The organism is Spirillospora sp. NPDC029432 (assembly GCF_040703975.1).
Classification (GTDB): Bacteria; Actinomycetota; Actinomycetes; order Streptosporangiales; family Streptosporangiaceae; genus Spirillospora.
Window position 1 is genome coordinate 1 of the sequence record NZ_JBEZWH010000096.1, and the last position, 22,834, is coordinate 22,834.

General features: G+C 74.0%; 21 protein-coding genes and 4 tRNA genes. 12 read left to right on the forward strand and 13 right to left on the reverse strand.

Going from position 1 to position 22,834, the window contains the following annotated elements; translation table 11 throughout:
• Window positions 1–128 precede the first annotated feature (128 nt).
• Window positions 129–905, reverse strand: coding sequence for an SDR family oxidoreductase (locus AB0881_RS38715; RefSeq protein ID WP_366625476.1), 777 nt, complete (start codon window positions 903–905; stop codon window positions 129–131).
• Window positions 906–1,074: 169 nt separating this feature from the next.
• Between AB0881_RS38715 and AB0881_RS38720 the strand changes: the two genes are divergently transcribed.
• Window positions 1,075–1,455 carry a hypothetical protein gene (locus AB0881_RS38720; RefSeq protein WP_366625478.1) on the forward strand — a complete coding sequence of 127 codons (381 nt, stop codon included), beginning with the start codon at window positions 1,075–1,077 and terminating at the stop codon, window positions 1,453–1,455.
• Between the two features lie 161 nt (window positions 1,456–1,616).
• Here AB0881_RS38720 and AB0881_RS38725 read toward each other — a convergent pair whose 3' ends face one another.
• The 5 genes from AB0881_RS38725 to AB0881_RS38745 all read right to left on the reverse strand — a co-directional run bounded on the left by AB0881_RS38725 (window position 1,617) and on the right by AB0881_RS38745 (window position 7,656).
• Window positions 1,617–3,014: a glycosyltransferase family 4 protein gene (locus AB0881_RS38725; RefSeq protein WP_366625480.1), complete on the reverse strand. Its 1,398-nt coding sequence runs from the start codon at window positions 3,012–3,014 to the stop codon at window positions 1,617–1,619.
• Between the two features lie 160 nt (window positions 3,015–3,174).
• Window positions 3,175–4,368 (reverse strand): Ig-like domain-containing protein, encoded by a 1,194-nt coding sequence (locus AB0881_RS38730; protein WP_366625482.1) that lies wholly within the window; start codon window positions 4,366–4,368, stop codon window positions 3,175–3,177.
• A gap of 191 nt (window positions 4,369–4,559) precedes the next feature.
• Complete coding sequence (locus AB0881_RS38735) at window positions 4,560–5,735, reverse strand: Ig-like domain-containing protein (RefSeq protein ID WP_366625484.1); 1,176 nt, start codon at window positions 5,733–5,735, stop codon at window positions 4,560–4,562.
• A gap of 150 nt (window positions 5,736–5,885) precedes the next feature.
• A complete protein-coding gene (locus AB0881_RS38740; RefSeq protein WP_366625486.1) occupies window positions 5,886–6,542 on the reverse strand; it encodes a VC0807 family protein in 657 nt (218 codons plus the stop codon).
• Between the two features lie 187 nt (window positions 6,543–6,729).
• Window positions 6,730–7,656, reverse strand: a complete 927-nt coding sequence (locus AB0881_RS38745; protein ID WP_366625487.1) for a LysR family transcriptional regulator — start codon at window positions 7,654–7,656, stop codon at window positions 6,730–6,732.
• Between the two features lie 163 nt (window positions 7,657–7,819).
• Here AB0881_RS38745 and AB0881_RS38750 point away from each other — a divergent pair, with 163 nt between their 5' ends.
• Window positions 7,820–9,136: a pyridoxal phosphate-dependent aminotransferase gene (locus tag AB0881_RS38750; RefSeq protein ID WP_366625488.1), complete on the forward strand. Its 1,317-nt coding sequence runs from the start codon at window positions 7,820–7,822 to the stop codon at window positions 9,134–9,136.
• A gap of 103 nt (window positions 9,137–9,239) precedes the next feature.
• Here the strand turns inward: AB0881_RS38750 and AB0881_RS38755 are convergent.
• The 4 genes from AB0881_RS38755 to AB0881_RS38770 form a co-directional block, all read right to left on the reverse strand.
• Window positions 9,240–9,324 (reverse strand) — tRNA-Ser (locus AB0881_RS38755).
• 14 nt (window positions 9,325–9,338) lie between these two features.
• A tRNA-Gly gene (locus AB0881_RS38760) sits at window positions 9,339–9,410 on the reverse strand.
• 85 nt (window positions 9,411–9,495) lie between these two features.
• Window positions 9,496–9,566: transfer RNA gene (locus AB0881_RS38765), tRNA-Ala, on the reverse strand.
• A gap of 13 nt (window positions 9,567–9,579) precedes the next feature.
• Window positions 9,580–9,651 (reverse strand) — tRNA-Trp (locus AB0881_RS38770).
• Between the two features lie 353 nt (window positions 9,652–10,004).
• Here AB0881_RS38770 and AB0881_RS38775 point away from each other — a divergent pair.
• Both AB0881_RS38775 and AB0881_RS38780 read left to right on the forward strand, forming a co-directional pair.
• On the forward strand, window positions 10,005–10,544 hold the full coding sequence (locus AB0881_RS38775; protein WP_366625490.1) for a hypothetical protein: 540 nt from the start codon (window positions 10,005–10,007) through the stop codon (window positions 10,542–10,544).
• A 102-nt stretch (window positions 10,545–10,646) separates the two neighbouring features.
• Window positions 10,647–11,222: a CGNR zinc finger domain-containing protein gene (locus tag AB0881_RS38780; protein ID WP_366625492.1), complete on the forward strand. Its 576-nt coding sequence runs from the start codon at window positions 10,647–10,649 to the stop codon at window positions 11,220–11,222.
• 17 nt (window positions 11,223–11,239) lie between these two features.
• On the opposite strand, the gene folP is transcribed toward AB0881_RS38780, so the two are convergent.
• Window positions 11,240–12,085: a dihydropteroate synthase gene (folP, locus tag AB0881_RS38785; RefSeq protein WP_366625493.1), complete on the reverse strand. Its 846-nt coding sequence runs from the start codon at window positions 12,083–12,085 to the stop codon at window positions 11,240–11,242.
• 240 nt (window positions 12,086–12,325) lie between these two features.
• Between folP and AB0881_RS38790 the strand changes: the two genes are divergently transcribed.
• Genes AB0881_RS38790 through AB0881_RS38800 form a run of 3 tightly spaced genes read left to right on the forward strand, consistent with a single transcriptional unit; the run spans window position 12,326 to window position 15,218 of the window.
• A complete protein-coding gene (locus AB0881_RS38790) occupies window positions 12,326–13,360 on the forward strand; it encodes a GDP-mannose 4,6-dehydratase (protein ID WP_366625512.1) in 1,035 nt (344 codons plus the stop codon).
• A 32-nt stretch (window positions 13,361–13,392) separates the two neighbouring features.
• Window positions 13,393–13,656, forward strand: coding sequence for a UBP-type zinc finger domain-containing protein (locus tag AB0881_RS38795; RefSeq protein WP_366625495.1), 264 nt, complete (start codon window positions 13,393–13,395; stop codon window positions 13,654–13,656).
• Window positions 13,656–15,218, forward strand: coding sequence for an MFS transporter (locus AB0881_RS38800; protein WP_366625497.1), 1,563 nt, complete (start codon window positions 13,656–13,658; stop codon window positions 15,216–15,218). The genes AB0881_RS38795 and AB0881_RS38800 overlap by 1 nt, the downstream gene beginning before the upstream one ends.
• On the opposite strand, the gene AB0881_RS38805 is transcribed toward AB0881_RS38800, so the two are convergent.
• Window positions 15,170–15,958 (reverse strand): MerR family transcriptional regulator, encoded by a 789-nt coding sequence (locus tag AB0881_RS38805; RefSeq protein ID WP_366625499.1) that lies wholly within the window; start codon window positions 15,956–15,958, stop codon window positions 15,170–15,172. The two genes, AB0881_RS38800 and AB0881_RS38805, sit on opposite strands and share 49 nt — an antisense overlap.
• A gap of 88 nt (window positions 15,959–16,046) precedes the next feature.
• Here AB0881_RS38805 and AB0881_RS38810 point away from each other — a divergent pair, with 88 nt between their 5' ends.
• The 4 genes from AB0881_RS38810 (at window position 16,047) to AB0881_RS38825 (ending at window position 20,437) form a co-directional block, all read left to right on the forward strand.
• Complete coding sequence (locus tag AB0881_RS38810; protein ID WP_366625501.1) at window positions 16,047–16,994, forward strand: ABC transporter ATP-binding protein; 948 nt, start codon at window positions 16,047–16,049, stop codon at window positions 16,992–16,994.
• Entirely contained in the window at window positions 16,991–17,842 is an 852-nt protein-coding gene (locus AB0881_RS38815; RefSeq protein ID WP_366625503.1) for an ABC transporter permease, read from the forward strand. The genes AB0881_RS38810 and AB0881_RS38815 overlap by 4 nt, the downstream gene beginning before the upstream one ends.
• Before the next feature lie 109 nt (window positions 17,843–17,951).
• Window positions 17,952–18,824: a LysR family transcriptional regulator gene (locus AB0881_RS38820; protein ID WP_366625505.1), complete on the forward strand. Its 873-nt coding sequence runs from the start codon at window positions 17,952–17,954 to the stop codon at window positions 18,822–18,824.
• An 8-nt stretch (window positions 18,825–18,832) separates the two neighbouring features.
• Window positions 18,833–20,437 (forward strand): Na+/H+ antiporter, encoded by a 1,605-nt coding sequence (locus AB0881_RS38825; protein ID WP_366625507.1) that lies wholly within the window; start codon window positions 18,833–18,835, stop codon window positions 20,435–20,437.
• Between the two features lie 7 nt (window positions 20,438–20,444).
• Here the strand turns inward: AB0881_RS38825 and AB0881_RS38830 are convergent, their stop codons facing one another.
• On the reverse strand, window positions 20,445–21,404 hold the full coding sequence (locus AB0881_RS38830; protein WP_366625509.1) for an AraC family transcriptional regulator: 960 nt from the start codon (window positions 21,402–21,404) through the stop codon (window positions 20,445–20,447).
• A gap of 321 nt (window positions 21,405–21,725) precedes the next feature.
• On the opposite strand from AB0881_RS38830, the gene AB0881_RS38835 reads away from it, so the two are divergent.
• Window positions 21,726–22,834 (forward strand): ATP-binding protein (locus AB0881_RS38835; protein ID WP_366625511.1); only part of this gene is annotated, 1,109 nt, incomplete at its 3' end.

Sequence of the window (22,834 nt, forward strand, 5' to 3'; positions counted from 1 at the left end):
CGCGCCCGCCGGCCCCGGCCGCGCCCTGCGCGGGCGGGGCCGGGGCTGGGCGCGGTTCCTGCTCGACGTGCGGGCGGCGGCGCGGACCGCCGCGGCGGACATGCGCGGCCGGTAGCCGCCGGCGGTCCTCAGTAGTCTTCGGGACCGCGCAGGGTGGCCTCGGCACCGCCGTCCACGTAGATGACCTGCCCCGCCATGTGGCTGTTGCCTGGGCTCACCAGCCAGCGCAGCGCATCGGCGATCACCTCGGGGCCGGCGTGGCCGTTCAGCGGCATCGGGACGGCCTCGTTCATGACCTTGACCATCGCCGGGTCCTCGAACAGCGGGGCGGTCATCGCCGTCAGCACCACGCCGGGCGCGACCGCGTTCAGCGGGATGCCCGCCCCCGCCCACTCCGGCGACACCGCGGCGGCGCGCATCCAGCGCGCCAGCGCCGACTTGGACGACGGGTAGAGCAGGCCGCCGTGGCGCCGGGCCACGGCCTCCTCGGCGAGCCGTACCGCCTCGTCCTCGGTGCCCTCCAGGCAGGCGGCGACCACGGCCGGGTCCAGCGGCTGCGTGCCGGAGATCGAGCCGACCACGGCCGCGCGCGGCGCGGGCGCCGCGGCGAGCGCCGGGCGCAGGCCCTCCAGGAGCCCGACCACGCCGTAGTAGTTCACCTTGATCGTGACCGGGTCGGGCGCGGAGACGCCGGCGCAGGCGACGACGGCGTCGAGCCGGCCGCCGGCCGCGTCGAGCACGCCGCGCACGGCCGCCTCGCGGCCCTCCGGGACCGACAGGTCGGCGGTGACCTCGGTGTTCTTGAGATCGACGCCGATCACCCGGTCCCCGCCGGACCGCAGCGCCTCCGCCAGGGCCGCGCCGATGCCGGAGGCCGCGCCGCTCACCGCGATGATGCGTGTCATGCGGCCGACGGTAGCGACGGCGGCCCGTCCCAAGATCCACGCTCCCGGTCAGTGGGAGCGTTCATGCCGGGCTGCTAACTCCGGGCGGCCGAAATCACCGGCCGCTTAGTAGTCCCGGGCCCGTGCGGGCACGCACGATGGCGACTGCCCCGACGAAAAGAGGTTGAGCATGCGGCCGATGCGCGCGCGGCTCGCGGTGGCGGCACTGGTCCCGGTGCTCGCCCTGGCCACCGCCTGCGGAGACGACGGCGGCGGGCAGGGGGACGAGGCCCCGTCCGCGCAGCCGCCGGTGTCCGCCACCAGCAGCGGGACGCGGGCGGCGCCCTCGCCCGCCCTGAAGAGCGGTGGCGGCGACCGTTCCGCGCCGCCGACGACCCGGCCGACGAAGGTCTACAACGCCTTCGCCCGGTGCATGCGGCAGCACGGGGTCGACGTCCCCGACGCCGGGACGGGACGGACGCCGCCACCCGAGCAGGACCCCGTCAAGGCCCAGCGCGCCCTCAAGGCCTGCGCGAAACTACTAGCCAGCGCAAGCCCCGGCTCACGCTGAGCCCCGGCCCATGCTGCCCCGGCTCACGCTGAGGCCCTGCTCACGCTGAGGCCCAGCCCATCCTGAGCCCCGGCACGCGCTGAGCCCCGGCACCCCCGGAGCACCGGCCCAGGCTGAGGCCCGACCCATCCTGAGGCCCGGCACGCGCTGAGGCGCGGTGGTCAGGCGGGTGTGCGGCGTTCGGCTCGGTGCTCTGGGGGTGCTGGGGCGTGCCGGGCGTGCGGCGGCTGCGTGCCCGCCCCCGGGAGCAGTTCGTCCAGCAGGAGGAGCCACTGCGGGCCGATACGGTCGAGGTGGAACGCGCGGGACGAGACCAGCGCCCGCTCCCCCATCCGGTCCCGCAGATCGCGGTCCTCGATCACCCGGCGCAGCGCCGCGGTGAGCCCGGCGACGTCCTCGCGGGGCACCAGCAGGCCGTCCTCGCCGTCCCGGATCATCTCGCCGGGGCCGGTGGGGCAGTCGAAGGCCACCACCGGCAGCCCCTTGCCCATCGCCTCCAGGACCACCATCGGCATGCCCTCGTAGCGCGAGGGCAGCACGTACACCGCGGCGCGCTCCATCTCCCCCGGCAGGTCGGACGTGCGGGCGCGCAGCACGACCCGGCCCTCCAGCCCGCGGTCGGCGATCGTCTTCAGCAGCCGGTCCCGCTTGGGCCCGCCGCCGAAGATCACCAGCTTCCAGTCCGGATGGGCGGCGGCCACCGGCTCGTACGCCTCCAGCAGCAGGTCGAAGCCCTTCTGCCGGGTGAGCCGCCCGGCGGCCAGCACGACCCGGTGCTCGCGGGTGGACGGGCCCCCGGGCATCTCCGGCACCGCGTTGGGGATCCGGACGATCCTGGTCCGGGACCCGGCCAGCTCGTTCCGGAAGTCGGCCAGGGACCGCTCGGTCAGCACGGAGAGCGCGGTCAGCCTGCGGTACGAGCGGCGGATCTCGCGGCGCAGGCCCGGCTTGTACGACCCGAGGTTCATGTGGTCCTGCCCGATCGTCACCACGTTCCGGGGCGCGATCTCGGCGGCGAGCAGGTTCAGCGACGGCCGGGTGCCGATCAGCACGTCCGGCGGGTCGGCGAGCAGCGCCCGCAGCAGCCGCAGGTCGGTCCAGAGGTTCATGCCCTTGAACGAGGAGTCGTCGACCGGCGTCAGCACGCTCGGCAGCCGCGCCAGCCGCCGGGCCAGCCGCCCCCGCGGCGGCGCGGTCGCGTCGTCGGCGTCCCGTACCCGGACGCCGGGCGGGAACGCGAAGAACGGCGCCTCGCGGTGCCGGACCACGCTGAGGATCTCGACGTCGTGCTCGCGGGCCAGGTGGCCGCTGAGGTTGAGCACGGTGCGGATGGTCCCGCCGGCCCCGTAGGCGTGCTGGAGCAGGATGGTCACCCGCGGCCGGCGGCGGCGCGGCGGCCGGCGGGCGGCCGCCGCGGCGCGGGCGGCCACCAGCACCGACGAGCGCGCGGCCCGGTGCACCCGCAGCTTCGCCAGCCGCTTGATCCTCTTCGGCCGCAGCCGTTTCCGCCATGGCCGCCGCTTCTTCTGGGCGTGCCGGTCCCCGGGTGCGTCCGCCATCGGTTCCCCGCTCTTTCAGGAAGGCTCCCTGTCTCCCCCCTTCTGCCCGGATACGGGCGGTTACAACGGGGAAGATCAGGCCCGATGTGGCCGTTCGGACGGTCCTTCAAGCCGGGGTCACGGCCCGGAAGGGGCGGGGCGGGCGGGGGTATGCGCCGGGTCAGCCGGTGGTCACCGTCCGGTCGAGCGCGCCGCCCTTCACCCAGCGGTCCCAGGACATCTGGTAGTAGCTCCAGCCGTTGTTCCAGTCCAGGCCGCGCTTGCTGCCGGTGATGACCACCACGTCACCGCGGTAGGACCAGTTGTAGAACCACTTGGCGGCGGCGGGCGGGGAGTTCAGGCAGCCGTGGCTGACGTTCTGCCGGCCCTGGGCCCAGACGGTCGCGGCCATCGCGTGCACGTACTCGCCGCTGTTGGAGATCCGCACCGCCCACGGGATGACCTCCTTGTAGCCGCCGTTCTTCTTGTCCTTCGGATCGACGCCCATCCACTCCGACGTCATGATCGCCGGATTCTCCTTGCCCATGGTCAGGTGGACGCCGCTGGTGGTGAGGAACGTGTCGACGCCGTTGACGACCCGGCCGCCCTTGCCGGCGCTGATCGGCCAGCTCTTGACCTTCACGCCGTTCTGCTTGGCGACCAGCCGCTTGGTCTTGGTGCTGGCGGTGACGATGTGCGAGTCGCCGATCGTGAAGCGGCGGGTGACGTCGTTCAGCCCGTAGCTGCGGGCGCTCGCGCGCACCCCGCTCAGCTTGGCGGTGAGGGTGACCTGCTGGTTGGGCTGCCAGTACTCGCCGTTCTTGGTCCGGAAGATGACCTGGGTGGCGCTGGGCCAGAACCACGCGCCGGTGGCGGGCTTGGTCGACTTCACCCGCAGCGCGCGCTCGACCGCCTTCTTGTCCTGCACCGGCCGGTTGAACGTGACCATGATCGGCATGCCGACGCCGACCTTCTCGCCCGCGGTGGGCGTGATGTCGGTGACGGTGAGCGGCTGGGAGGTCTTCAGGGTGGTGAACGTGCTGTTGACCGTGGTGGTCTTGCCCTGCGGGCTCTTGGCGGTCGCGGTCACCTGGTACTGCGAGCCGGGCCGCAGCGTCCGCGACTTCCATGCGGTCCTGTCCGGCGAGAGGGTACCCTCGACGGGCCTGCCCTTGCGGGTGACGGTGACCTGCTCGATCACCCCGCCGCCGACGGTGACCGTGACGCCGGTGTCGGGCCGGGCCTTGGCCGCGCCGTTCCCGGGCGAGACGGTGACCTGGGGCGCCCCGGCCTGTCCCTTGCCGCCGACCGTGACCCCGTCGCCGTCGTCCCCGCCGGCGCAGGCCGTGGTCAGGAGCAGTACGGCCCCCGTCACCCCCGCGCTCGCGCGAACCCCTGCGGATAGCCTCCGCTGCACCGTTGACCTCCCGAACCCCGCCGATAACAGTGCGACATTAGCGACAAAAGTTCGTGACCATACGTTGACCCGGAGTTTTGCCGGGCGCCGAGATCAAAGCGTTGCACGCGGTCCCGCGGCGCCCGGTGCGGGCGCCGCGGGAGGCGGGATCAGGAGAGGGCGCTGCCCTTCTTCCAGCTGGCGAACGACAGCTGCCAGTAGCTCCAGCCGTTGTTCCACTCGACCTCGCGGTCGCTGCCGGTCAGCTCCAGGATGTCGCCGCGCTGCATGATGTCGTAGTACCACTTGGCGTTGGCCGGGCTGAGGTTCAGGCAGCCGTGGCTGACGTTGGCGCTGCCCTGCACGCCGACCGTGGACGCCATCGCGTGGGTGTACTCGCCGCTGTTGGAGAAGCGCACGCCGTGGTTGACCACGGTCTTGTAGTAGCCGGGGTCGCCCGGCTTGCGCCCCGGCGACACCATCGTCACCGGGTTCTCCTTGCCCATGGTCAGGTGGATCCCGCTGGTGGTGGTGTACTCGCGGGTGGTGCCGTTGCCGGCGCTGAACGGGATCCGGCGCAGCTTCTTGCCGTCCCGGGTCACCGTCATGTGGTGCTTGGAGATGTTGCCCTTGGTGACCTGCGCGGCGCCGATCGTGATCGTCTCGTTGATGTCCTTGGCGCCGTACACCCCGGAGCCCGCGTTGATCCCGGCGAGCTTGGCGTTGAAGCTCACCTTCTGGTGCGGCTGCCAGTACGTCGCGGTCCGGTAGATCACCTGCGTGGAGTCGATCCACCGCCAGGCGCCCTCCACCGGCTTCTCGGGGGTGACCTGCAGCGCCCGCTCCACCGCGGCCCGGTCGGTCACGGCCCGGTTGAAGCGGACGATGATCGGCATGCCGATGCCGACCTTCTCCCCCTCGACGTTGGGCGTCACGTCCAGCACCGAGAGCGTCTTCGCCGGCTTCAGTGTCGTGAACTGGCTCGTCGCGGTCGCCGTCTTCCCGTCATGGCTGGACTGGGCCGTGACGGTGTAGGACGTGCCCGGGGTGAGCGTGCGGTCGGACTTCCAGCTCTTCTTGTCGCCGGACATCTTCCCGGTGATCGTGGCGCCCTGGCCCTGGACGGTGACGTTCTGCAGGGTGCCCTCGGCGGCCCGCACCTCGATCGGCCCGTCGGGCTTGACCGACTTGGTGCCGTTCGCGGGGGTGATCGTCGCCACCTTCGACTCCCCCGACGCCAGCGCGCCCTGCTCGTCGCCACCGCCGCCGCAGCCCGCGGCGGTGAGGACCAGGACGACCCCGGCGCCGCCGCTGACCACAAGCCCGAAACGACCCTTAAGTCCCACTGATTCTCCCAAAACCCCTGGTTTACCCCGTGCACTGTGAATCTATCTGACTTGGTGTGACGGTAGGTAAGCCGGAAAAGTTGCCTTGATCGCATCGCAATCTCGGCGGCGTCCGAAACCCGCGGGACGGATAGGACAAAACTGGACTATCTAGGTCATCGACTGGGCCGCGGAGGGCTCGCCGTTCACATGCCGCAGGCAGCGCCGGAACCCCAGCACCGAGACCGCCGCGGCGCCCGCGCCCAGCAGGGCCACCACGGAGGTGCGCACCCACAGGAACGTGCCGATCGACTCGTTCAGCAGCATGTAGAGGCTGAACACGGCGTTGGCCAGGAAGACCATCGACCACAGCAGCGAGATGCGCAGGAAGAACTGGCGGACCCGCTCGTGCCGCAGGAACGCCTCCGGCATCGGGACCATGTCGGTGGCCATCTTCTGCGCCAGCGGCCGCCCGAGCGGCACCGAGGCCAGGAACGCCACGCTGACCATGAGCGTGCCCAGCGTCGGCTGGAGGAAGTAGACGACCGGGCTGCCGGTGTAGGCGGCGAGCACGGCCCGCACGGTGACGCCCAGCGCGGCCAGCATGAGCATCGCCGGGACGCCGTGGCCGCGCACGTACCGCCAGATGATCCCGCCGTACACCCAGGTGACGGCGGCGACCAGCGCGCCGTTCAGCCCCAGCAGCGCGAACGCCGCGTAGAACACCGCCACCGGGGCGATCACGCCCTCGACGAACCGCGGCAGCGCGTGCCGCAGCAGGGCGGTCAGCCGCGGCAGCTCGAAACCCGGGTGCGGGACGCGATTCATGGGCGGGGGTTCTCCAGAGCGGGGAGCGGGGGTCCGCTCCAAGGTACGTGATGATCGGACGGCAGGGGCGAAAGTGGTCTCATCGCTTGGTTCGGGCGGCGGAGGCGGAAAGTGCGCCCCGGGGCCGCAACCGGCCAGCGCCGAACTCCCGCGCCACGCCCCCCGCGCCGCGCCCCCGGCCGGGCGCTCATCCCTCCGGCGGGTCGGGCTGGACCTCGCCGGCCGCCGCGTACAGGGCGCGCAGGGTCACCGCGACTGACGGCCTGCGGACGCTCGCGGCCCGCGTGACGGCGTACACCTCGCGGGCCGGGGCGGCGTCCGGGATGCGCCGTACCACCACGCCCTGGTCGCCGGCGGCCAGGGCCAGGGCGGGGATCGCGGTGATGCCGATGCCGCGGGCCACCAGGCTCAGGATCGTGTGCAGTCCCTCGAACTCCCAGGGGACGGCCCGGGCGCCGCCCACGGTGTCCAGCAGCCGCTCCAGCGCCTGGCGGGACGGCTCGCCGGGCGGGGCGGCCATCCACGGCTCGTCCCGGAGGCGCTGCAGGTCCACCGGCCGGGCGGGGTCGGCCATGGGGTGCCCGGCGGGCACGGCCAGCACGAGCGGGTCGCGCCGCAGGTGGAAGAACTTCAGCGCGGCGGGGGCCTGGCCGGGGAGCTTGCCGGTCCAGTCGTCGACGAGCGCGATGTCGACCTCCCCGCTCCGCACCTGGTGCATGCCGTCCCCGAGGCGGGTCTGGCGCAGCACGAACGTCAGCTCCGGATGGTCGCGGAGGCTGTGCGCCAGCGCGGGCGCGAACGCCACCGCCGCGGTGGGGAACGCGGTGACGACCACCCGGCCGGACGGGGTGCCGGCCTGGGTGGACAGCTCCGTCTCGGCCGCCTCGACCAGGACGAGGATCTCCTCGGCGCGCTCGGCCAGCCGGCGTCCGGCGTCGGTCAGCTCGGCGCTGCGGGCCGTACGGTCCAGCAGCGCGACCCGGGCCTCGCGCTCCAGCGCGGCCAGCTGCTGGGAGACGGCCGAGGGGGTGTACCCGAGGGACGCGGCGGTCGCGGCGATGCTGCCGCGGCGGGCGAACTCGGCCAGCAGGCGCAGGCGGCGTAGCTCCAGCATCACAGCATCTTACGGTCACCATCGATGAGACTCGCTGGTGATGATGCTCGGTGTGGGTAAGGATGCAAGAGAGCCCGGCCGGGTCACTTACGGGGATTCGCCCCTTGTCCAGGGGTTTCTTCGCTTTTCACGACAACCTTCTTCGCCATGCCTGGAGTTCGCCATGCCTGCCCTCGATCCGTCCGCCCGGCCGGTCCCGCTCTCGCCCACCCTTGCGATCAACGAGGCCATCGCCCGTAGAAGACGCGAGGGCCGGCGGGTGCTCCCGCTCGGCTTCGGCGAGGCGGGGATCCCCATCCACCCGGCCCTCACCCGTGAGCTCGCCGCCGCGGCGGACCAGGGCGCCTACGGCCCGGTCGCGGGCTCGGCGGCCCTGCGCGCCGCCGCCGCCGGCTACTGGTACCGCCGCGGCCTGGCCACCGATCCCGACCTGATCGTGTCCGGTCCCGGCAGCAAGCCGCTGCTGTACGCGCTGATGATGGCGATCGGGGGCGAGATCGCCATCCCGGCGCCGAGCTGGGTGTCGTACGCGGCGCAGGCGACGCTGACCGGCGCGGGGTCCGTCCCGATCGCCACCCCGCCCGGCGAGGGCGGCGTGCCCAACCCCGCGCTGCTCGCCGACGCCGTGGTCCGCGCCCGCGCCCAGGGCCGCACGATCCGGGCCGTGGTGGTGACGCTGCCCGACAACCCCACCGGGACGCTGGCCTCGGCCGGCACCGTGCGGCGGCTGTGCGCGGTGGCCCGCGAGCACGACCTGGTGATCATCTCGGACGAGATCTACCGCGATCTGGTGCACGACCCGGCCCGGACGGTCACGAGCCCGGCCGAGTACGCGCCGGAGCGGACCGTGGTGACGACCGCGCTGAGCAAGAGCCTGGCCGCCGGCGGCTGGCGGATCGGGGTCGCGCGGCTGCCGGACGCCCCGTTCGGCCACGAGCTGCGCGCCCGGCTGCTGGGGATCGCCAGCGAGCTGTGGTCCAGCGCCCCGGCCCCGATGCAGCACGCGGCCGCGTACGCGTTCGGTGAGCCGGCGGAGCTGGTGGAGCACGTCGACCGCTCCCGCGCGCTGCACGCGGCGGTCACCGCCGCGGTGGCGGACCGCTTCGCCGCGGCCGGCGCGCGGGTGGCCCCGCCCGAGGCGGCCTTCTACACCTACCCGGACCTGGATCCGTTCCGCGACCACCTGCGCGAGGCGCACGGCGTCCGGACGGGCGCGGAGCTGACCGGGCTGCTGCTGGAACGCTACGGAGTGGGCGTGCTGCCCGCCGCCGCGTTCGGCGAGCCGGAGCGGGCGCTGCGCGTGCGGGTGGCCACGAGCCTGCTGTACGGGGAGACCGACGAGCGGCGGCTGGCCGCGCTGGCGGCCCCGGATCCGGTGGCGCTGCCCTGGATCGCCGCGGGGCTCGACCGGCTCGGCGAGGTGCTCGACGACCTGAAGGCCGCTTCCGGTCACGCTCTGGCGCCGGCGCTGGCCGGCTGACCGGCGCGCACGGCCCCGCCGCACGCGGCGCCGCCCCCGGCCCATTGCGGGACCGGGGGCGGCGTGCCCTCTCCGGGCGCGCGGGCCGGGACGAGGGCGGAAGCGGAGGGTAAGGGATTCGAACCCCTATGAGTGTCACCTCAACGACAGTTTTCGAAACTGCTGCCTTCCCGTTCGGCCAACCCTCCGGGCCCGCGGGCGGAGCCGTAGCCGGGAATCGAACCCGGTTCGCCGGATTGGAAGTCCGGCGCCTCACCGAAAAGGCCTCTACGGCGAGGCCCGGCCTTTCCGCCGGGCCCGTTCCGGTCCGCGCCGTCCGCCGCCACCCGAGAAGGCGGCGAGCGGCGCGGACCGGCCGGTGGACCCGCAGGGACTCGAACCCTGATCGTCTGCGTGCAAAACAGATGTGTTGCCTTTACACCACAAGCCCTTTGGTCACATCGCAGGGGCGGTAGGAGTCGAACCTACTTTCCGCTGGTTTTGGAGACCAGCCGCCTAACCGGTGGCTCACCCCTCTGCGCTTTCGTTCTCTTCGATGCACATAAGGATGCGCGGGTTCATGATCGGCGGCAAAGGGTTTTTCCGGCGCGGGCCGCGGCCGGGGGCGGCCCGCGCCCGGCCGGACCGGCGGCCGGGCGGCGATCCTCCTGGTCACAGCGCCGCGGTCGGCGGAATTCGGGGTGGTGTAAGGTCCAACGTCGCACGGGGTGAACGGCTTGTGGCGAGCGGGCGCCGGGTAACGCGCGTCCCGCCGCGCCTCCCCGTGATAGACCCAGATCAGTGCGTCGTCACCTACGTGATGGATGGAAGAAGAAGGCTAGGGGGCCTGCCCGCCATGAGGCATGCACAGGACGGGGCTGCCGCGGCGATGAACGCCGTTTCCCGGGTTCTCGTCGCCCGGGGCAGGAACGAGCCCCAGGAGCTGGAGAACCCGGACGTGGGATGGGGCCAGCGCGCCCGCGACGGCGTGTGGGTCCCGACCAAGGACGGCCAGCGGATCCACATCGGGATCGACGTCACGGCCGCCGACACGGTCGGGCAGATCCTGCGGCCGGCGCTGCGGGTCTTCGTGGGCGTGGACGTCGACACCGACATCGTCGCGCAGACCACCACCGGCGGCGTGCGGCTGCTGACGGTGATCCACGGGCCGGACGCGCCGACCGAGTTCCGCTTCCCGCTGTCGCTGGCCGACGGGCTGGCGCTGGAGAGCATGCCGTCCGGCGGGTACGACGTCGTCCACCTGCGGTACGGCGCCACCGTCGGCCGGCTCTACAACCCCTGGGCGTGCGACTCGATGTACCGGCAGGTGAAGGCCGACTACTCGCTGGCCGGGCAGGTCGTGACCATGCGCGTCCAGCACGAGGGCTCCTACTACCCGGTGGTGGCCGACCCGCACTACTCGCGCTGACCGCGGCCGGCGCCGGCCCGGTCCGGCATAGGGTGAGAGCGCCCCCGGAACCGGCCGCCGGCGCCGCGGGCCCGGCCGCCCCGGTCCCAGTCTGGAGTCATCGTGATCTTCACTCATGACACCGAGCACGCGCTCGCCATCGTCGTCGACCTGATCAACACCGCGCCGGAGGCGGCCGGGACCGAGGGGCTCGGCGGCACGGACGCGCTGCGCGCGTTCCTGGACCGGCACCGCTTCAGCGACGTGCGCGAGGTGACCGGGCGCGACCTGGCGGAGTTCCGCGAGCTGCGGGGACGGTTCCGGGCGGTGTTCGGCGCCGCCGGCACCGCGGCCGCGGTCCGGCTGGTCAACGAGATCATCGGCGCGGTGCGGGCCACCCCGCGGCTGACCGACCACGACGGGTACGACTGGCACGTCCACTTCCACGCCCCGGGCGCGCCCATGAGCGAGCACCTGGCGGCCGACTGCGGGATGGCGCTGGCGTACGTGGTGGCGGCGGGCGAGCTGGACCGGCTGCGCACGTGCGAGGCCCCCGGCTGCTCGCGGGTGCTGGTGGACCTGTCGCGCAACCGCTGCCGCCGCTACTGCGACAGCCGCACCTGCGGCAACCGCATGCATGTGGCGGCGTACCGGGCCCGCCGCCGGGAGGCCGAGGCCGGGGCCGAGGCGGCCCGCTGAGCCGCGCGCGGCGGCGCTCAGGGGGCGAGGGCGGACACCGCGGCCAGGGCGCGGCGGGCGCCGGCCACGTCGTGCACGCGGAACACCCGGGCGCCCAGCCAGGCGGAGACGCCGAGCACGGCCATCGTGCCGACGCCGCGCTTCTCGACGGGCTGGCCGAGGGTCTCGCCGATGAAGTCCTTGTTCGACACCGCCACCAGGACCGGCCAGCCGGTGCCGGACAGCTCCGCCAGCCGGCGGGTGATCTCCAGCGAGTGCCGGGTGTTCTTGCCGAAGTCGTGCGCGGGGTCGATCAGGATCGAGTCCCGCCGCACGCCGAGCGCGGCGGCGCGCTCGGCCTCGGCGACCACGTGCCCGAGGACGTCGGCCACGACGTCGCCGTAACCGGTGCGGTGCGGGCGGGTGCGCGGGTCCAGGCCGCCCGCGTGGGCGCAGACCAGGCCGATGCCGTGCGCGGCGGCGACCTCGGCCAGCCGCGGGTCCGGGCCGCCCCAGGTGTCATTGAGCAGGTCGGCCCCGGCGGCGGCGACCGCCTCGCCCACCTCGGCCCGCCAGGTGTCGACGCTGATCACGGTCCGCGGGTGCCGCTCCCGGACGGCGGCGACCAGGTCCACCACCCGGCGCAGTTCCTCGGTCACGTCGACCTCGTCGCCCGGGCCCGCCTTGACCCCGCCGATGTCGACGATGTCGGCGCCCTCCTCGACGGCCCGGCCGACGGCCGCGAGGGCGGCGTCGAAGCCGTAGGTGGCGCCCCGGTCGAAGAACGAGTCGGGCGTGCGGTTCACCACCGCCATGATCGCGTACCGGCCGAGCGCGCGGCCGTTCAGCCGCAGCGGGACGGCTCCGGTGTCAGCGGGCGGCATTCGGGCACCTCGGCAGGGTCGCGGGGCGGGCCATGATGATCACACGGTGGCACATCGCGGCCGCGGCCGCCACGCCGCCCCCGCCGTGGGTGAACTCGAAACAAATTCGGTTTTAACCCCGCCCTCCCTCGTCACCCCGCACACGGGCTCGCTAACCTCGTTCCACACTCACCGCGAGGAGGACCCCGCGGTGGCCCCGTCGTCCGACTTGTCGTCTGACCAACTGCCATGGAGGATCCGCTGTCCAGGCGAGCGCTCATCACCGGAATCACCGGGCAGGATGGCTCGTACCTCGCCCAGCACCTGCTCGAACAGGGCTATGAGGTCTGGGGCCTGGTACGGGGTCAGGCGAACCCGCACGTGTCGCGGCTGCGCAAGCACATCGGCGACGTCCAGATCACCACCGGCGACCTGCTCGACCAGGGCAGCCTGATCTCGGCGGTGGAGCGGGTCCGGCCGGACGAGGTCTACAACCTCGGCGCCATCTCCTACGTCCCCATGTCGTGGCAGCAGGCCGAGCTGACCGCCGAGGTGACCGGCATGGGCGTGCTGCGGACGCTGGAGGCCATCCGGGTGGTGTCGGGCATCAGCCCGTCCCGCACGCCGGGCAGCGAGCAGATCCGCTTCTACCAGGCGTCCTCGTCGGAGATGTTCGGCATGGTCCGCGAGACGCCGCAGAACGAGAAGACGCCGTTCCACCCGCGCAGCCCGTACGGCGTGGCCAAGACCTACGGGCACTACATCACGCAGAACTACCGCGAGTCGTACGGGATGTTCGCGGTCAGCGGGATCCTGTTCAACCACGAGTCGCCGCGCCGCGGGGCCGAGTTCGTGACCCGCAAGGTGACGCTGGGCGCGGCCCGGATCAAGCTGGGGCTGGCCACCGAGCTGCGGCTGGGCAATCTGGACGCCCGGCGCGACTGGGGGTTCGCCGGCGACTACGCGCGGGCGATGCGGATGATGCTGGCGCAGAACTCCCCCGAGGACTACGTGATCGGCACCGGCGTGACGCAGTCGGTGCGCGACCTGGTGGAGTTCGCGTTCGGCTCCGTGGGGCTGAACTGGGAGGACCACGTCGTCCTGGACGCCAAGTACACCCGGCCGGCCGAGGTCGACCTGCTGTGCGCGGACCCGAAGAAGGCCCGCACGCAGCTGGGCTGGGAGCCCGAGGTCGGCTTCGAGGAGCTGGTGACGATGATGGTCGAGTCGGATCTGCGGCTGCTGTCGGAGTCCGCCCGGCCGGAGGACGAGCCGTTCAGCCCCGACCACTGGTGATCCGCCGGGGTCGGCGTGCGACCATGGCCCACATGGGGACCTGTGAACATGTGAAGGAGCTGCCGGACGCGGATCCGGCGGCGCGGACGCCCGAGGGCTGCGAGGAGTGCCTGCGGGACGGCATGCGCTGGGTGCACCTGCGGCTCTGCCTGACGTGCGGGCACGTCGGCTGCTGCGACTCCTCGGCCGGCAGGCACGCCGGCGGCCACTACCGCGAGACCGGGCACCCGGTGGCGCGCTCGTTCGAGCCGGGCGAGGACTGGCGCTGGTGCTTCGCCGATGAGCTGATCGTCTAATGGCCGGGGTCCGGCTGGCCACCGCCCCCGGCCGCTGGATCCTGCTGGCGACGGTGCTCGGCTCCAGCGTGGCGTCCCTGGACGCCACGGTGGTGAACGTGGCGCTGCCCCGGCTGGCCCGCGAGCTGGACGCCGGGATGGCCGGCCTGCAGTGGACGGTGAACGCCTACACGCTCACGCTCGCCGGGTTCATCCTGCTCGGCGGCTCGCTCGGGGACCGGTTCGGGCGGCGCCGGATCTTCGTGATCGGCGTGGTGTGGTTCGCGCTGGCGTCGCTGCTGTGCGGCGCGGCCCAGAACGTCGAGACGCTGGTGGCGGCGCGGGCGCTGCAGGGGGTGGGCGGCGCGCTGCTGGCGCCGGGCTCGCTGGCGATCATCCAGGCGTCGTTCGCGGGCGACGACCGGCCGCGCGCGGTGGGCGCCTGGTCGGGGTTCGGCGGGGTGGCGGGCGCGATCGGGCCGTTCGCCGGCGGCTGGCTGGTCGAGGCGGCGGGCTGGCGCTGGGTGTTCCTGCTCAACCTGCCGCTGGCCGCGCTGGTCGTGGTCGTGGCGCTGCGGCACGTGCCCGAGAGCTTCGACCCGGTGGCGCGCGGCCGCTTCGACATCCTGGGGGCGGTGCTGGCCGCGCTGGCGCTCGCCGGGACGACCTACGCGCTCACCGAGGCGCCGGAGGCCACCGCGTCCACGGCGGTCGTGGGCGCCGCGGCCGCGCTCGGGCTGGCGGCGGCGGTGGCGTTCGTCTGGGTGGAGCGCGCCCGGGGCCGGGGCCGCGGGCTCCTGGCCGGGCGCGGCGGGCGGGCGGCGCCGCGGCCGATGCTGCCGCTGGACGTCTTCGCCTCCCGGGAGTTCTCGGCCGTCAACGTGGTGACCTTCGTGGTGTACGGCGGGATGGGCGTGATGTTCTTCCTGCTCGTGCTGAATCTGCAGGTGGTGTCGGGCTTCTCGGCGATCGCCGCGGGGACGGCGCTGCTGCCGGTGACCGTGCTGATGCTGCTGCTGTCGTCGCGGGCGGGCGCGCTCGCCCAGCGGATCGGCCCCCGGCGGCCGATGGCGGCCGGGCTGCTGGTCGCGGCGGCCGGGATGCTGCTGATCGGCCGGATCGGGGCGGACGCCTCGTACGCGCGGGACGTGCTCCCGGCGGTGACCGTGTTCGGGCTGGGCCTGTCGGCGGTGGTGGCGCCGCTGACGGCGACCGTGCTGGCGAGCGCGGACGTGCGGCACGCCGGGGTGGCCAGCGGGGTCAACAACGCGGTCGCGCGGGCCGCGGGGCTGCTGGCGGTGGCGGCGATCCCGCCCCTGACGGGGCTGACCGGCGACGCCTACGAGAATCCGGCGGTGTTCTCCGACGGGTTCCGGACCGCGATGCCGCTGTGCGCGGCGCTGCTGGTGGCGGGCGCGGTGCTGACGTTCCTCACGGTGGGCGACGACGTGCTGCGCGCCGCGCCGGAGGAGACGGAGCCGCAGTGCAGGATGCACTGCGCCGTCGGCGCGCCGCCGCTGGAGCCGGACCGGGATCAGGCGCCGCCGGCGCCGGCGTCCGATCCGGACCCCTCCGCGAGGTAGCCGTGCAGCAGGCCCGCACCTTCGAGCATGGCGCGGGCCTGCGCGTTCAGGGCGTCCCGGCGCCGCGCGACGGCCTCCCGCAGCGCGCCGGTGCTGCCCGCCCGCCGCAGGTCGTCGAGGATGGGCCGGATCTGGGCCAGCGGGTAGCGGCCGGCCCGCAGCATGCTGATCATCTGGGCGTCCCGGACGTCGGCGGGGCCGAAGCCGCGGTAGCCGGTGGCCGGGTCGCGGCGGGGCGTGATCAGCCCGGCGGCCTCCCAGACCCGCAGGGCCGAGGTGCGCACCCCGAGGCGGGCCGCGGCCTCGCCGATGCGCAGCACCGACCGGGAGGACGGCGCGGGCTCGGGCTCCTTCCCGGCGACCGCCTCCAGCGCCTCGCGGGTCGCCTCCAGGGCGAGCCGCTGCTCGTGCAGGCCGGCGTGGGCGGCGTCCACGAGGGCGAGCGCGGCCGGGACGTCGCCGCCGTGCACCGCCTGCATGATCTCGCGGGCGGCGGCCCAGCCGTACCCGCGGGCCAGGGCGCGGTAGGTCAGCAGGGCGAGCCGGTGCCCGGCGCCGAACCTGCGGTAGCCGGACGGCGTCCGCGGCGCCGGGGGGAGCACGCCCGAGTCGGCGTAGTTGCGGATCTGCTGGGCCGAGACGCCCGCGATCCGCGCCAGGTCGATCGGGCGGAGCCGCTCCCCCGCCGCGTCCTCGTTCCGCACCCGCCCGTCCCCTTCCTGCCGGCCTTCATCGTCCATTTGAAGGTTATCGGAGCAGCACCCCAGTGGGGACGCATGACTCGGCGGTGAAGCTTCAACGTACAGCTTCAATGAGAAACTTGAAGGCATGGAGACAGAGGCGGGAAACGTCATCGAGGCCCGCGGCCTGCGGATGCGGTACGGCCGGACCGAGGTGCTGCGGGGTGTCGACCTCCACCTGCGGCGCGGCGAGGTCCTGGTGCTGCTCGGGCCCAACGGAGCGGGCAAGTCGACGACGATCGAGATCCTGGAAGGCTTCCGGCGGCGTTCGGGCGGGGACGTCCGGGTGCTGGGCGTCGATCCGGACGAGGGCGACGAGGCGTGGCGGGCGCGGCTGGGCATCGTGCTGCAGTCCTGGCGCGACCACGGCAGGTGGCGCGTCCGGGAGCTGCTCGCCCATCTCGGCCGGTACTACGCGCCGTACGGCACCGCGGACCGGCCCCGGCCGTACGGGACGGGCGAGCTGCTCGCGCTCGTCGGGCTGGAGGGCGAGGCGGGCGCGGTGGTCGGCCGGCTCTCGGGCGGTCAGCGGCGCCGGCTGGACGTGGCCATCGGCCTGGCCGGGCGGCCGGACCTGCTGTTCCTGGACGAGCCGACGGCCGGCTTCGATCCGCGGGCGCGGCGCGAGTTCCACGGCCTGGTGAACCGGCTGGCGGAGCTGGAGGACACCTCCGTCCTGCTGACCACCCACGACCTGGACGAGGCCGAGCGGCTCGCCGGCCGGATCCTGGTGCTGGCCGGCGGGCGGATCGTGGCCGGCGGCACCCCGGCCGAGCTGCGCGCCCGGGTCGCCGGGGAGGCGGAGGTGCGCTACAGCCTGGACGGGCGGCCGCACACCGAGTCGGCCGCCGACGCCACCGGGTTCGTCCGGGACCTGTTCCGGACGCACGGCGACGCGGTCGGCGACCTGGAGGTGCGGCGGCCGAGCCTGGAGGACGTCTACATGGCGCTGGTGCGCGAGGCGGCGGACGGGCTCGGGGGCGCAGGGAGCACAGAGGACACAGAGAACACCGAGAACGCGGAGGTGGCGGCGTGAACGCCGGTACGGCGGCCCTGGGGGCGGGCCTGGAGCGCGGCCGGATCGAGCTGCGGCAGTCCCTGACCAGCGTCCAGGAGCTCTGGAACGTGCTGTTCTTCCCGGCCGTGGCGCTGGCGGTGATGTTCCTGCTGCGGGACGGCACCGTCCCCGGCACCGGGTTCTCCCTCGGCTCGCAGGCGATCCCGGGCATCCTGGGGCTGAGCATCGTGCTCAGCGCGATGATGGGCCTGGCGATCTCGCTGACCATGGACCGGGAGGACGGCACGCTGCTGCGCGCCAGGGCCACCCCGCACGGGATGGCCGGCTACGTCACCGGCAGGCTGGTCGCGCGGGCCGGGACGGCGGTGGCCGTGCAGCTGCTCCTGCTGGTCCCGGCGGCGCTGCTGTTCGGCGGCCTGCGGCTCGGCGAGGCGTCGTCCTGGGTGACGCTGGCGTGGGTGACGGCGCTCGGGCTGGCGGCCGTGCTGCCGCTGGGCGTGATCGCGGGCGCGCTGGCGGGCGGCCCGCAGGCGCTGGGCGTGGTCATGCTGCCGATGATGGTGCTGACCGCGGTGTCCGGGGTGTTCTACCCGATCAGCGGGTTCCCGGGCTGGCTGCAGGGTGTCGCGCAGGGCTTCCCGCTCTACTGGCTGGGGCTGGGGCTGCGTTCGGCGCTGCTGCCGGACGCGCTGGCGGCGGCCGAGATCGGCGAGTCCTGGCGGCGGCTGGAGACGGCCGGGGTGCTCGGGCTGTGGGCGGTGGCCGGCGTCGCGCTGGCGCCGGTGGTGCTGCGCCGGGCGGCGCGGCGGGAGTCGGGGTCCGCGGTCGCGGCCCGCAAGGAGAAGGCGCTGCGCCGGGGCGTGTGATCCCGGCGCAGGCGGCGGTGGGCGGGGCCGGGCGCGCGGCGCCCGGCTTTCCCGGTCCGATTCCGGCTATGTCCAGGACCCGAACGGTTCGTTGGCATACGGTCAGGGCATGAATCTGCGGCAGCTGCGCTATGTCGTGGCCACCGCCGACCACGGCACCATGACGTCGGCGGCTCAGGCGCTCTACGTCGCACAGCCCGCGCTGTCGCGGGCCGTCCGGGAGCTGGAGCGGGAGCTGGGCGTGGAGCTGTTCGCCCGGTCCGGGCGGGGCGTCGTGCTCACCCCGGTCGGCGAGCAGGTCGTCCGGCAGGCCCGGATCGCGCTGGACGCGGTGGACGCCATCGAGGGGCTGTCGGTCGCGCGCGCCAACGGCCGCGGCGCCGAGCTGCGCATCGCCACCACGGCGACGCTGGAGCCGGAGCTGACCGGGCGGCTGATCCCCCGGTTCGCGCGAGACCAGCCCGCCGTCCGGGTGCGGGTCGTCCGCTGCCCGGGCCGCGAGTCGGTGGCCGCCGCGCTGCGTTCGGGCCGGGCGGAGCTGGCGGTGACGGACCTGCCGGTGCCCGGCGACCTGGCCGCCCACCCGTTCGAGCAGCGCGAGGTGGTGCTGATCTCGCCGCTGGGGCTGCGCCTGCGCGAGCCGGTGCCGCTGACCGCGCTGGACGGCATGCGGCTGGTGCTGCCCGCCAAGGGCAGCGCCCGCCGCGCCGAGATCGACGCGATGCTCAGCAAGATCGGCGCCCGGCCGGTGCCCGCGGTGGAGTCCGACGAGCGCGGCTCCTGGCTGGGCTGGGTCCGGGCCGGGATGGGCTCGCTGCTGTGGTACCGCAACCAGCTCGACGACACCGAGGGGCTGGCGGTCCGCTCGTTCATGCCGCCGATCACCCGGCTGATCGGGCTGGTGCACGCGCACCGCCCGCTGGCGCCGGTGGCGCGCGACTTCCTGGCCTTCGCGAAGGAGACGTCCCGCGATCGTGCATGATCTGTGGGGTGGAGGCTACTCACGCCCTGTGGCTGCTGGCGGTACCGATCAGCGCGCTCGCGGTCGCGGCGCTCTCCCGGCGGGCGGGGGTGTCGGCGCCGCTGGCGCTCGTGCTCGCCGGCCTGCTGGTCTCGTTCGTGCCGGGTGTGCCGGAGTTCGAGCTGGATCCCGAGTTCGTGCTGTTCTTCTTCCTGCCGCCGCTGCTGTTCTCGGCGGCGTGGGAGAGCTCGTACCTGAACCTGCGTGAGAACACCCGCACGATCGGGCTGCTGTCGATCGGGCTGGTGCTGTTCACGACGCTGGCCGTGGGCTACACGGCGCACCTGCTGATCCCCGGCCTGCCGCTGGCGGCGGCGTTCGCGCTGGGCGCGATCGTCGCGCCGCCGGACGCGGTGGCCGCGGTGAGCGTGGCGCGGCGGCTGGGGCTGCCGCGCCGGCTGGTGACGATCCTGGTCGGGGAGAGCCTGTTCAACGACGCCACGGCGCTGACCGCGTTCCGGGTGGCGGTGGCGGCCGTGGCGGGCGCGGGCTTCACCCTCGCGGACGGCACCGTGCGGTTCCTGTTCGCCGCGCTCGGGGGCGTCGCGGTCGGGCTGCTGCTCGGGCCGCCGCTGCACTGGCTGCGGTCGCGGCTGCGGGACCCGCTGGTGGAGAACACGGTGGTGCTGCTGGCGCCGTTCGCCGCCTACCTGATCGCCGAGGCGATGCACGCCTCCGGGGTGATCGCGGTGGTGATCAGCGGGCTCTACCTGGGCGACCGCTTCGCCGAGTCGCCCGCGGTGACGCGGCTGATCGGGCACTCGTTCTGGAAGGTGCTGATCTTCCTCCTGGAGTCGGTGGTCTTCCTGCTCATCGGGCTGCAGCTGCCGCTCGTGCTGGAGGGCCTGGCCCCGTACGGCGCGGCCGAGCTGGCGTGGTGGGCGGTGGCGGTGTTCGCGGTCGTGGTGCTCGCCCGCTTCCTGTGGGTGTTCCCGGCCTCGCACCTGGCGCGGTGGGGGTCGCCTGCGGCGCGGGACCGGGAGGCCGACATCGGCTGGCGCGGCCGGGTCGTGATCTCGTGGGCGGGGATGCGCGGCGTGGTGTCGCTGGCGGCGGCGTTCGCGATCCCGCTGACCGGCTCGGGGGACGAGGAGTTCCCGGGCCGCGCGCTGATCCTGTTCCTGACGTTCACCACCGTGCTGGCCACGCTGCTGGTGCAGGGCCTGACGTTCCCGCTGCTGATCCGCAGGCTGGGGATCGGCAGCGAGCGCGAGCGGTACGTCGACACCGTCGCCGAGGCGGGCGCGCAGCACGCCGCCGCGGACGCGGCGCTGCGGCGGCTGCAGGAGCTGGCCGGCGCGGAGCCGGAGCCGCCGGACGAGGACGTGCTGGAGCGGCTGCGGCAGCTGGCCGAGCACCGCCGGCTCCAGGCGTGGGAGCGGCTGGGCGGCGGGACGGGCCCGGCGGGCGCGGAGGTCCCCACGGCCACGTACCGGCGGCTGCGGCTGGAGATGCTGGCCGCCGAGCGCAGGACGTTCGTGCGGATGCGCGACGAGCGCCGCATCGACGACGAGGTGCTGGAGAGGGTCCTGCGCGAGCTCGACCTGGAGGAGGCCGCGCTCAGCCGCGACTGACCGCCGGTCAGTGCGCCGTGCCGTGCCGCAGGTCGCGCGGGGCGAGGCCGAACCGGCGGCGGAAGGCGGTGCTGAGCGCGCTGGCGGAGGAGAAGCCGGACAGGTGCGCCACCTCCGTGATGGTCAGGTGCGCGTAGCGCGGGCTGGTCAGGCGGTCGCGCACCAGCAGCAGCCGCTCCTCCTTGATGAGCTCGCGGGGCGTGGTGCCGGCGTGCTGGAGGGCCAGCTGCACCTGCCGCAGCGACCAGCCGAGCCGGCGGGCGACGGCGGCGCCGTTCAGCTCGGGGTCGGCGGCGTTGGCGCGCACGAACCGGCGCACCATCGCCTCGACCTCGGCGAGGTGCCCGGGGGCGCCCGGCCGGTCGTCGGCGCTCACGACCATGCAGACCAGTTCGGCGACGCGGTCGCACACCGCGTCGAACTCGCGGGCCGTGAGGGCGTCGCGCTCCTCGTACAGCGAGCCGAGCATGCCGTGCACGACGCGGCCCAGGCCGGTGGTCATGTCGAGGGTGGCGCACCGCGGGGCGGCGCGGCCGAGCCGGCCGAGCACCCGGCCGGCCGGGAGCGTCAGGATGAACGACCGCACGGGGCCGTCCTGGACCAGCTCGAACGGTTCGGCGGGGGTGATCAGGCAGCCGGTCCCGGGGCGCGCCCGCAGCTCCTGGCCGCCCTGGCGCATGGTGACCCCGCCTTCGAGCGGGACGAGCAGGCGGTAGTCCTCGTCGGGGTCGCGGCGGGCCTGCAGCACGGTGCGGGCGTATCCGATCCGGTCGGAGCGGGACTCGACGAACTGGTACGCGGCGGTGCGCTGGCGGGCGGTGCGCCCCCGGTAGTCGCCGCCGCGCGGGAAGCGGTAGTCCAGGCTGCAGTGGTAGCCGGTGATGTGCTCGCTCCAGAAGTCGGCCCGCTCGCGCGCCGGGATCTCGTCGGTGGACGCCACCTCCACCGCGTACGTCCCTTCGGGCACTGACCTCACCTCCGCAATCGCCGTCCGCGTCCGAGAGTAGCGACTCCGACACGATTCACCGGGAGGAACACGCTCATTGTGACCAGAACCGGACTGAACGTAGGCGAGATACCGCCGACCGGTGCGCATCCTGACAATTTTTTTGCGTACGGGGGCAAGCGGGCCACGAGACGGCTGTCCTAATGTCTCGAAACCTCCTGTCCGAACCCCGGGGTCGCGCCCGTTCGCCACCGCGTACGCCACCGTGGCAGGCCGGGCACGCGATCCGTGCACGTGCCGGCGCACCGGCGCGCTTCTGTCCGTCCTGTACCAAGGAACCGCATGGAGCATTTCCTGCTGGCCCTGGCGATCGCCTGCTCGATCGCCGGTCTCGCCGCCGTCGCCTACCTGCTCGTGCGCCAGCGCCGGCTCACCGCGCACCTGCGGCGGCGGAACACCGCGCTCGCCGACGGCCTCCGGCGGCGCGACGAGGAACTCCGCCACCTGGCCACCGAGCGCCTCCCGGCGCTCCTGCAATCGCTGCACAACCCGGCCGTCACCGTGCCCGGGCCGCTGCACGACCCGCACTCGCTGGGCCCCGCGTACGAGCGCGGCGTCACCGAACTCATGGACCTGTTCGCCGGGTCGGCGGGCGAGGTGCGGGCCCGCGCCGACAAGGCCGCGAAGCTGACCCTGCGCTCGACGATGCGCGGGGTGCAGAGCCTCGCCAACGAGCAGCAGCTGGCGATCAGCACCATGCAGGAGCGGCACGACGACCCCGACGTGCTGGAGGACCTGCTGCGGCTCGACCACATGAACGCCCAGCTCGGGCGGCGCGCCCAGGCCACCGCGGTGCTGTGCGGGTCGTGGCCGGGCCAGCAGCGCTCGGCGTCCTCGCTCAGCGACGTGGTCCGCGGCGCGACCTCCCGCATCCGCGACTACCTGCGGGTGCGCGTGCAGGCGCCGGTCAACGCGGCGGTCGTCAGCCGTGCCGTCGAGCCGGTCGTGCTGACGCTGGCCGAGCTGCTCGACAACGCCGCCCGCCACTCCCAGCCCGACACCTCCGTCGAGGTGAACGTGCAGAACACCCACAACGGCGTCGCGATCATCATCGACGACGCGGGCGTGGCGATGGACGCCGAGGAGCTGGAGCGCGCCGGCCGGCTGCTGGCCGGGTCCGGCACCGCCGACATCAACCGGCTCGGCGACCCGCCGCAGATCGGGTTCGCCGTGGCGGGCCTGCTGGCCGACCGCTACGGCTTCACCGTCTCGGTCGACACCCGCTCCCCCTACGGCGGGGTGCGCGCGGTGGTCTTCCTGCCGTCCGCCCTGATCACCGCCGTCCCCGCCGACGACCGGCGCTTGTACTCCAGCGCGTCCTCGATCTCCCCCTGGGTGACGATGACGAAGCGGGCGTCGTACTCGTCGAGGAACTCCAGCCTCCAGAACTG

Excerpts from the sequence above, each read along its gene's own strand:
- AB0881_RS38820 (WP_366625505.1), top strand. The coding sequence starts at position 17,952 with ATGAATCTGCGGCAGCTGCGCTATGTCGTGGCCACCGCCGACCACGGC.
- AB0881_RS38795 (WP_366625495.1), top strand. The coding sequence starts at position 13,393 with ATGGGGACCTGTGAACATGTGAAGGAGCTGCCGGACGCGGATCCGGCG.
- AB0881_RS38750 (WP_366625488.1), top strand. The coding sequence starts at position 7,820 with ATGCCTGCCCTCGATCCGTCCGCCCGGCCGGTCCCGCTCTCGCCCACC.
- AB0881_RS38725 (WP_366625480.1), bottom strand. The coding sequence starts at position 3,014 with ATGGCGGACGCACCCGGGGACCGGCACGCCCAGAAGAAGCGGCGGCCA.
- AB0881_RS38720 (WP_366625478.1), top strand. The coding sequence starts at position 1,075 with ATGCGGCCGATGCGCGCGCGGCTCGCGGTGGCGGCACTGGTCCCGGTG.
- AB0881_RS38810 (WP_366625501.1), top strand. The coding sequence starts at position 16,047 with ATGGAGACAGAGGCGGGAAACGTCATCGAGGCCCGCGGCCTGCGGATG.
- AB0881_RS38715 (WP_366625476.1), bottom strand. The coding sequence starts at position 905 with ATGACACGCATCATCGCGGTGAGCGGCGCGGCCTCCGGCATCGGCGCG.
- AB0881_RS38745 (WP_366625487.1), bottom strand. The coding sequence starts at position 7,656 with ATGCTGGAGCTACGCCGCCTGCGCCTGCTGGCCGAGTTCGCCCGCCGC.
- AB0881_RS38800 (WP_366625497.1), top strand. The coding sequence starts at position 13,656 with ATGGCCGGGGTCCGGCTGGCCACCGCCCCCGGCCGCTGGATCCTGCTG.
- AB0881_RS38805 (WP_366625499.1), bottom strand. The coding sequence starts at position 15,958 with ATGGACGATGAAGGCCGGCAGGAAGGGGACGGGCGGGTGCGGAACGAG.
- folP (WP_366625493.1), bottom strand. The coding sequence starts at position 12,085 with ATGCCGCCCGCTGACACCGGAGCCGTCCCGCTGCGGCTGAACGGCCGC.
- AB0881_RS38740 (WP_366625486.1), bottom strand. The coding sequence starts at position 6,542 with ATGAATCGCGTCCCGCACCCGGGTTTCGAGCTGCCGCGGCTGACCGCC.
- AB0881_RS38775 (WP_366625490.1), top strand. The coding sequence starts at position 10,005 with ATGAACGCCGTTTCCCGGGTTCTCGTCGCCCGGGGCAGGAACGAGCCC.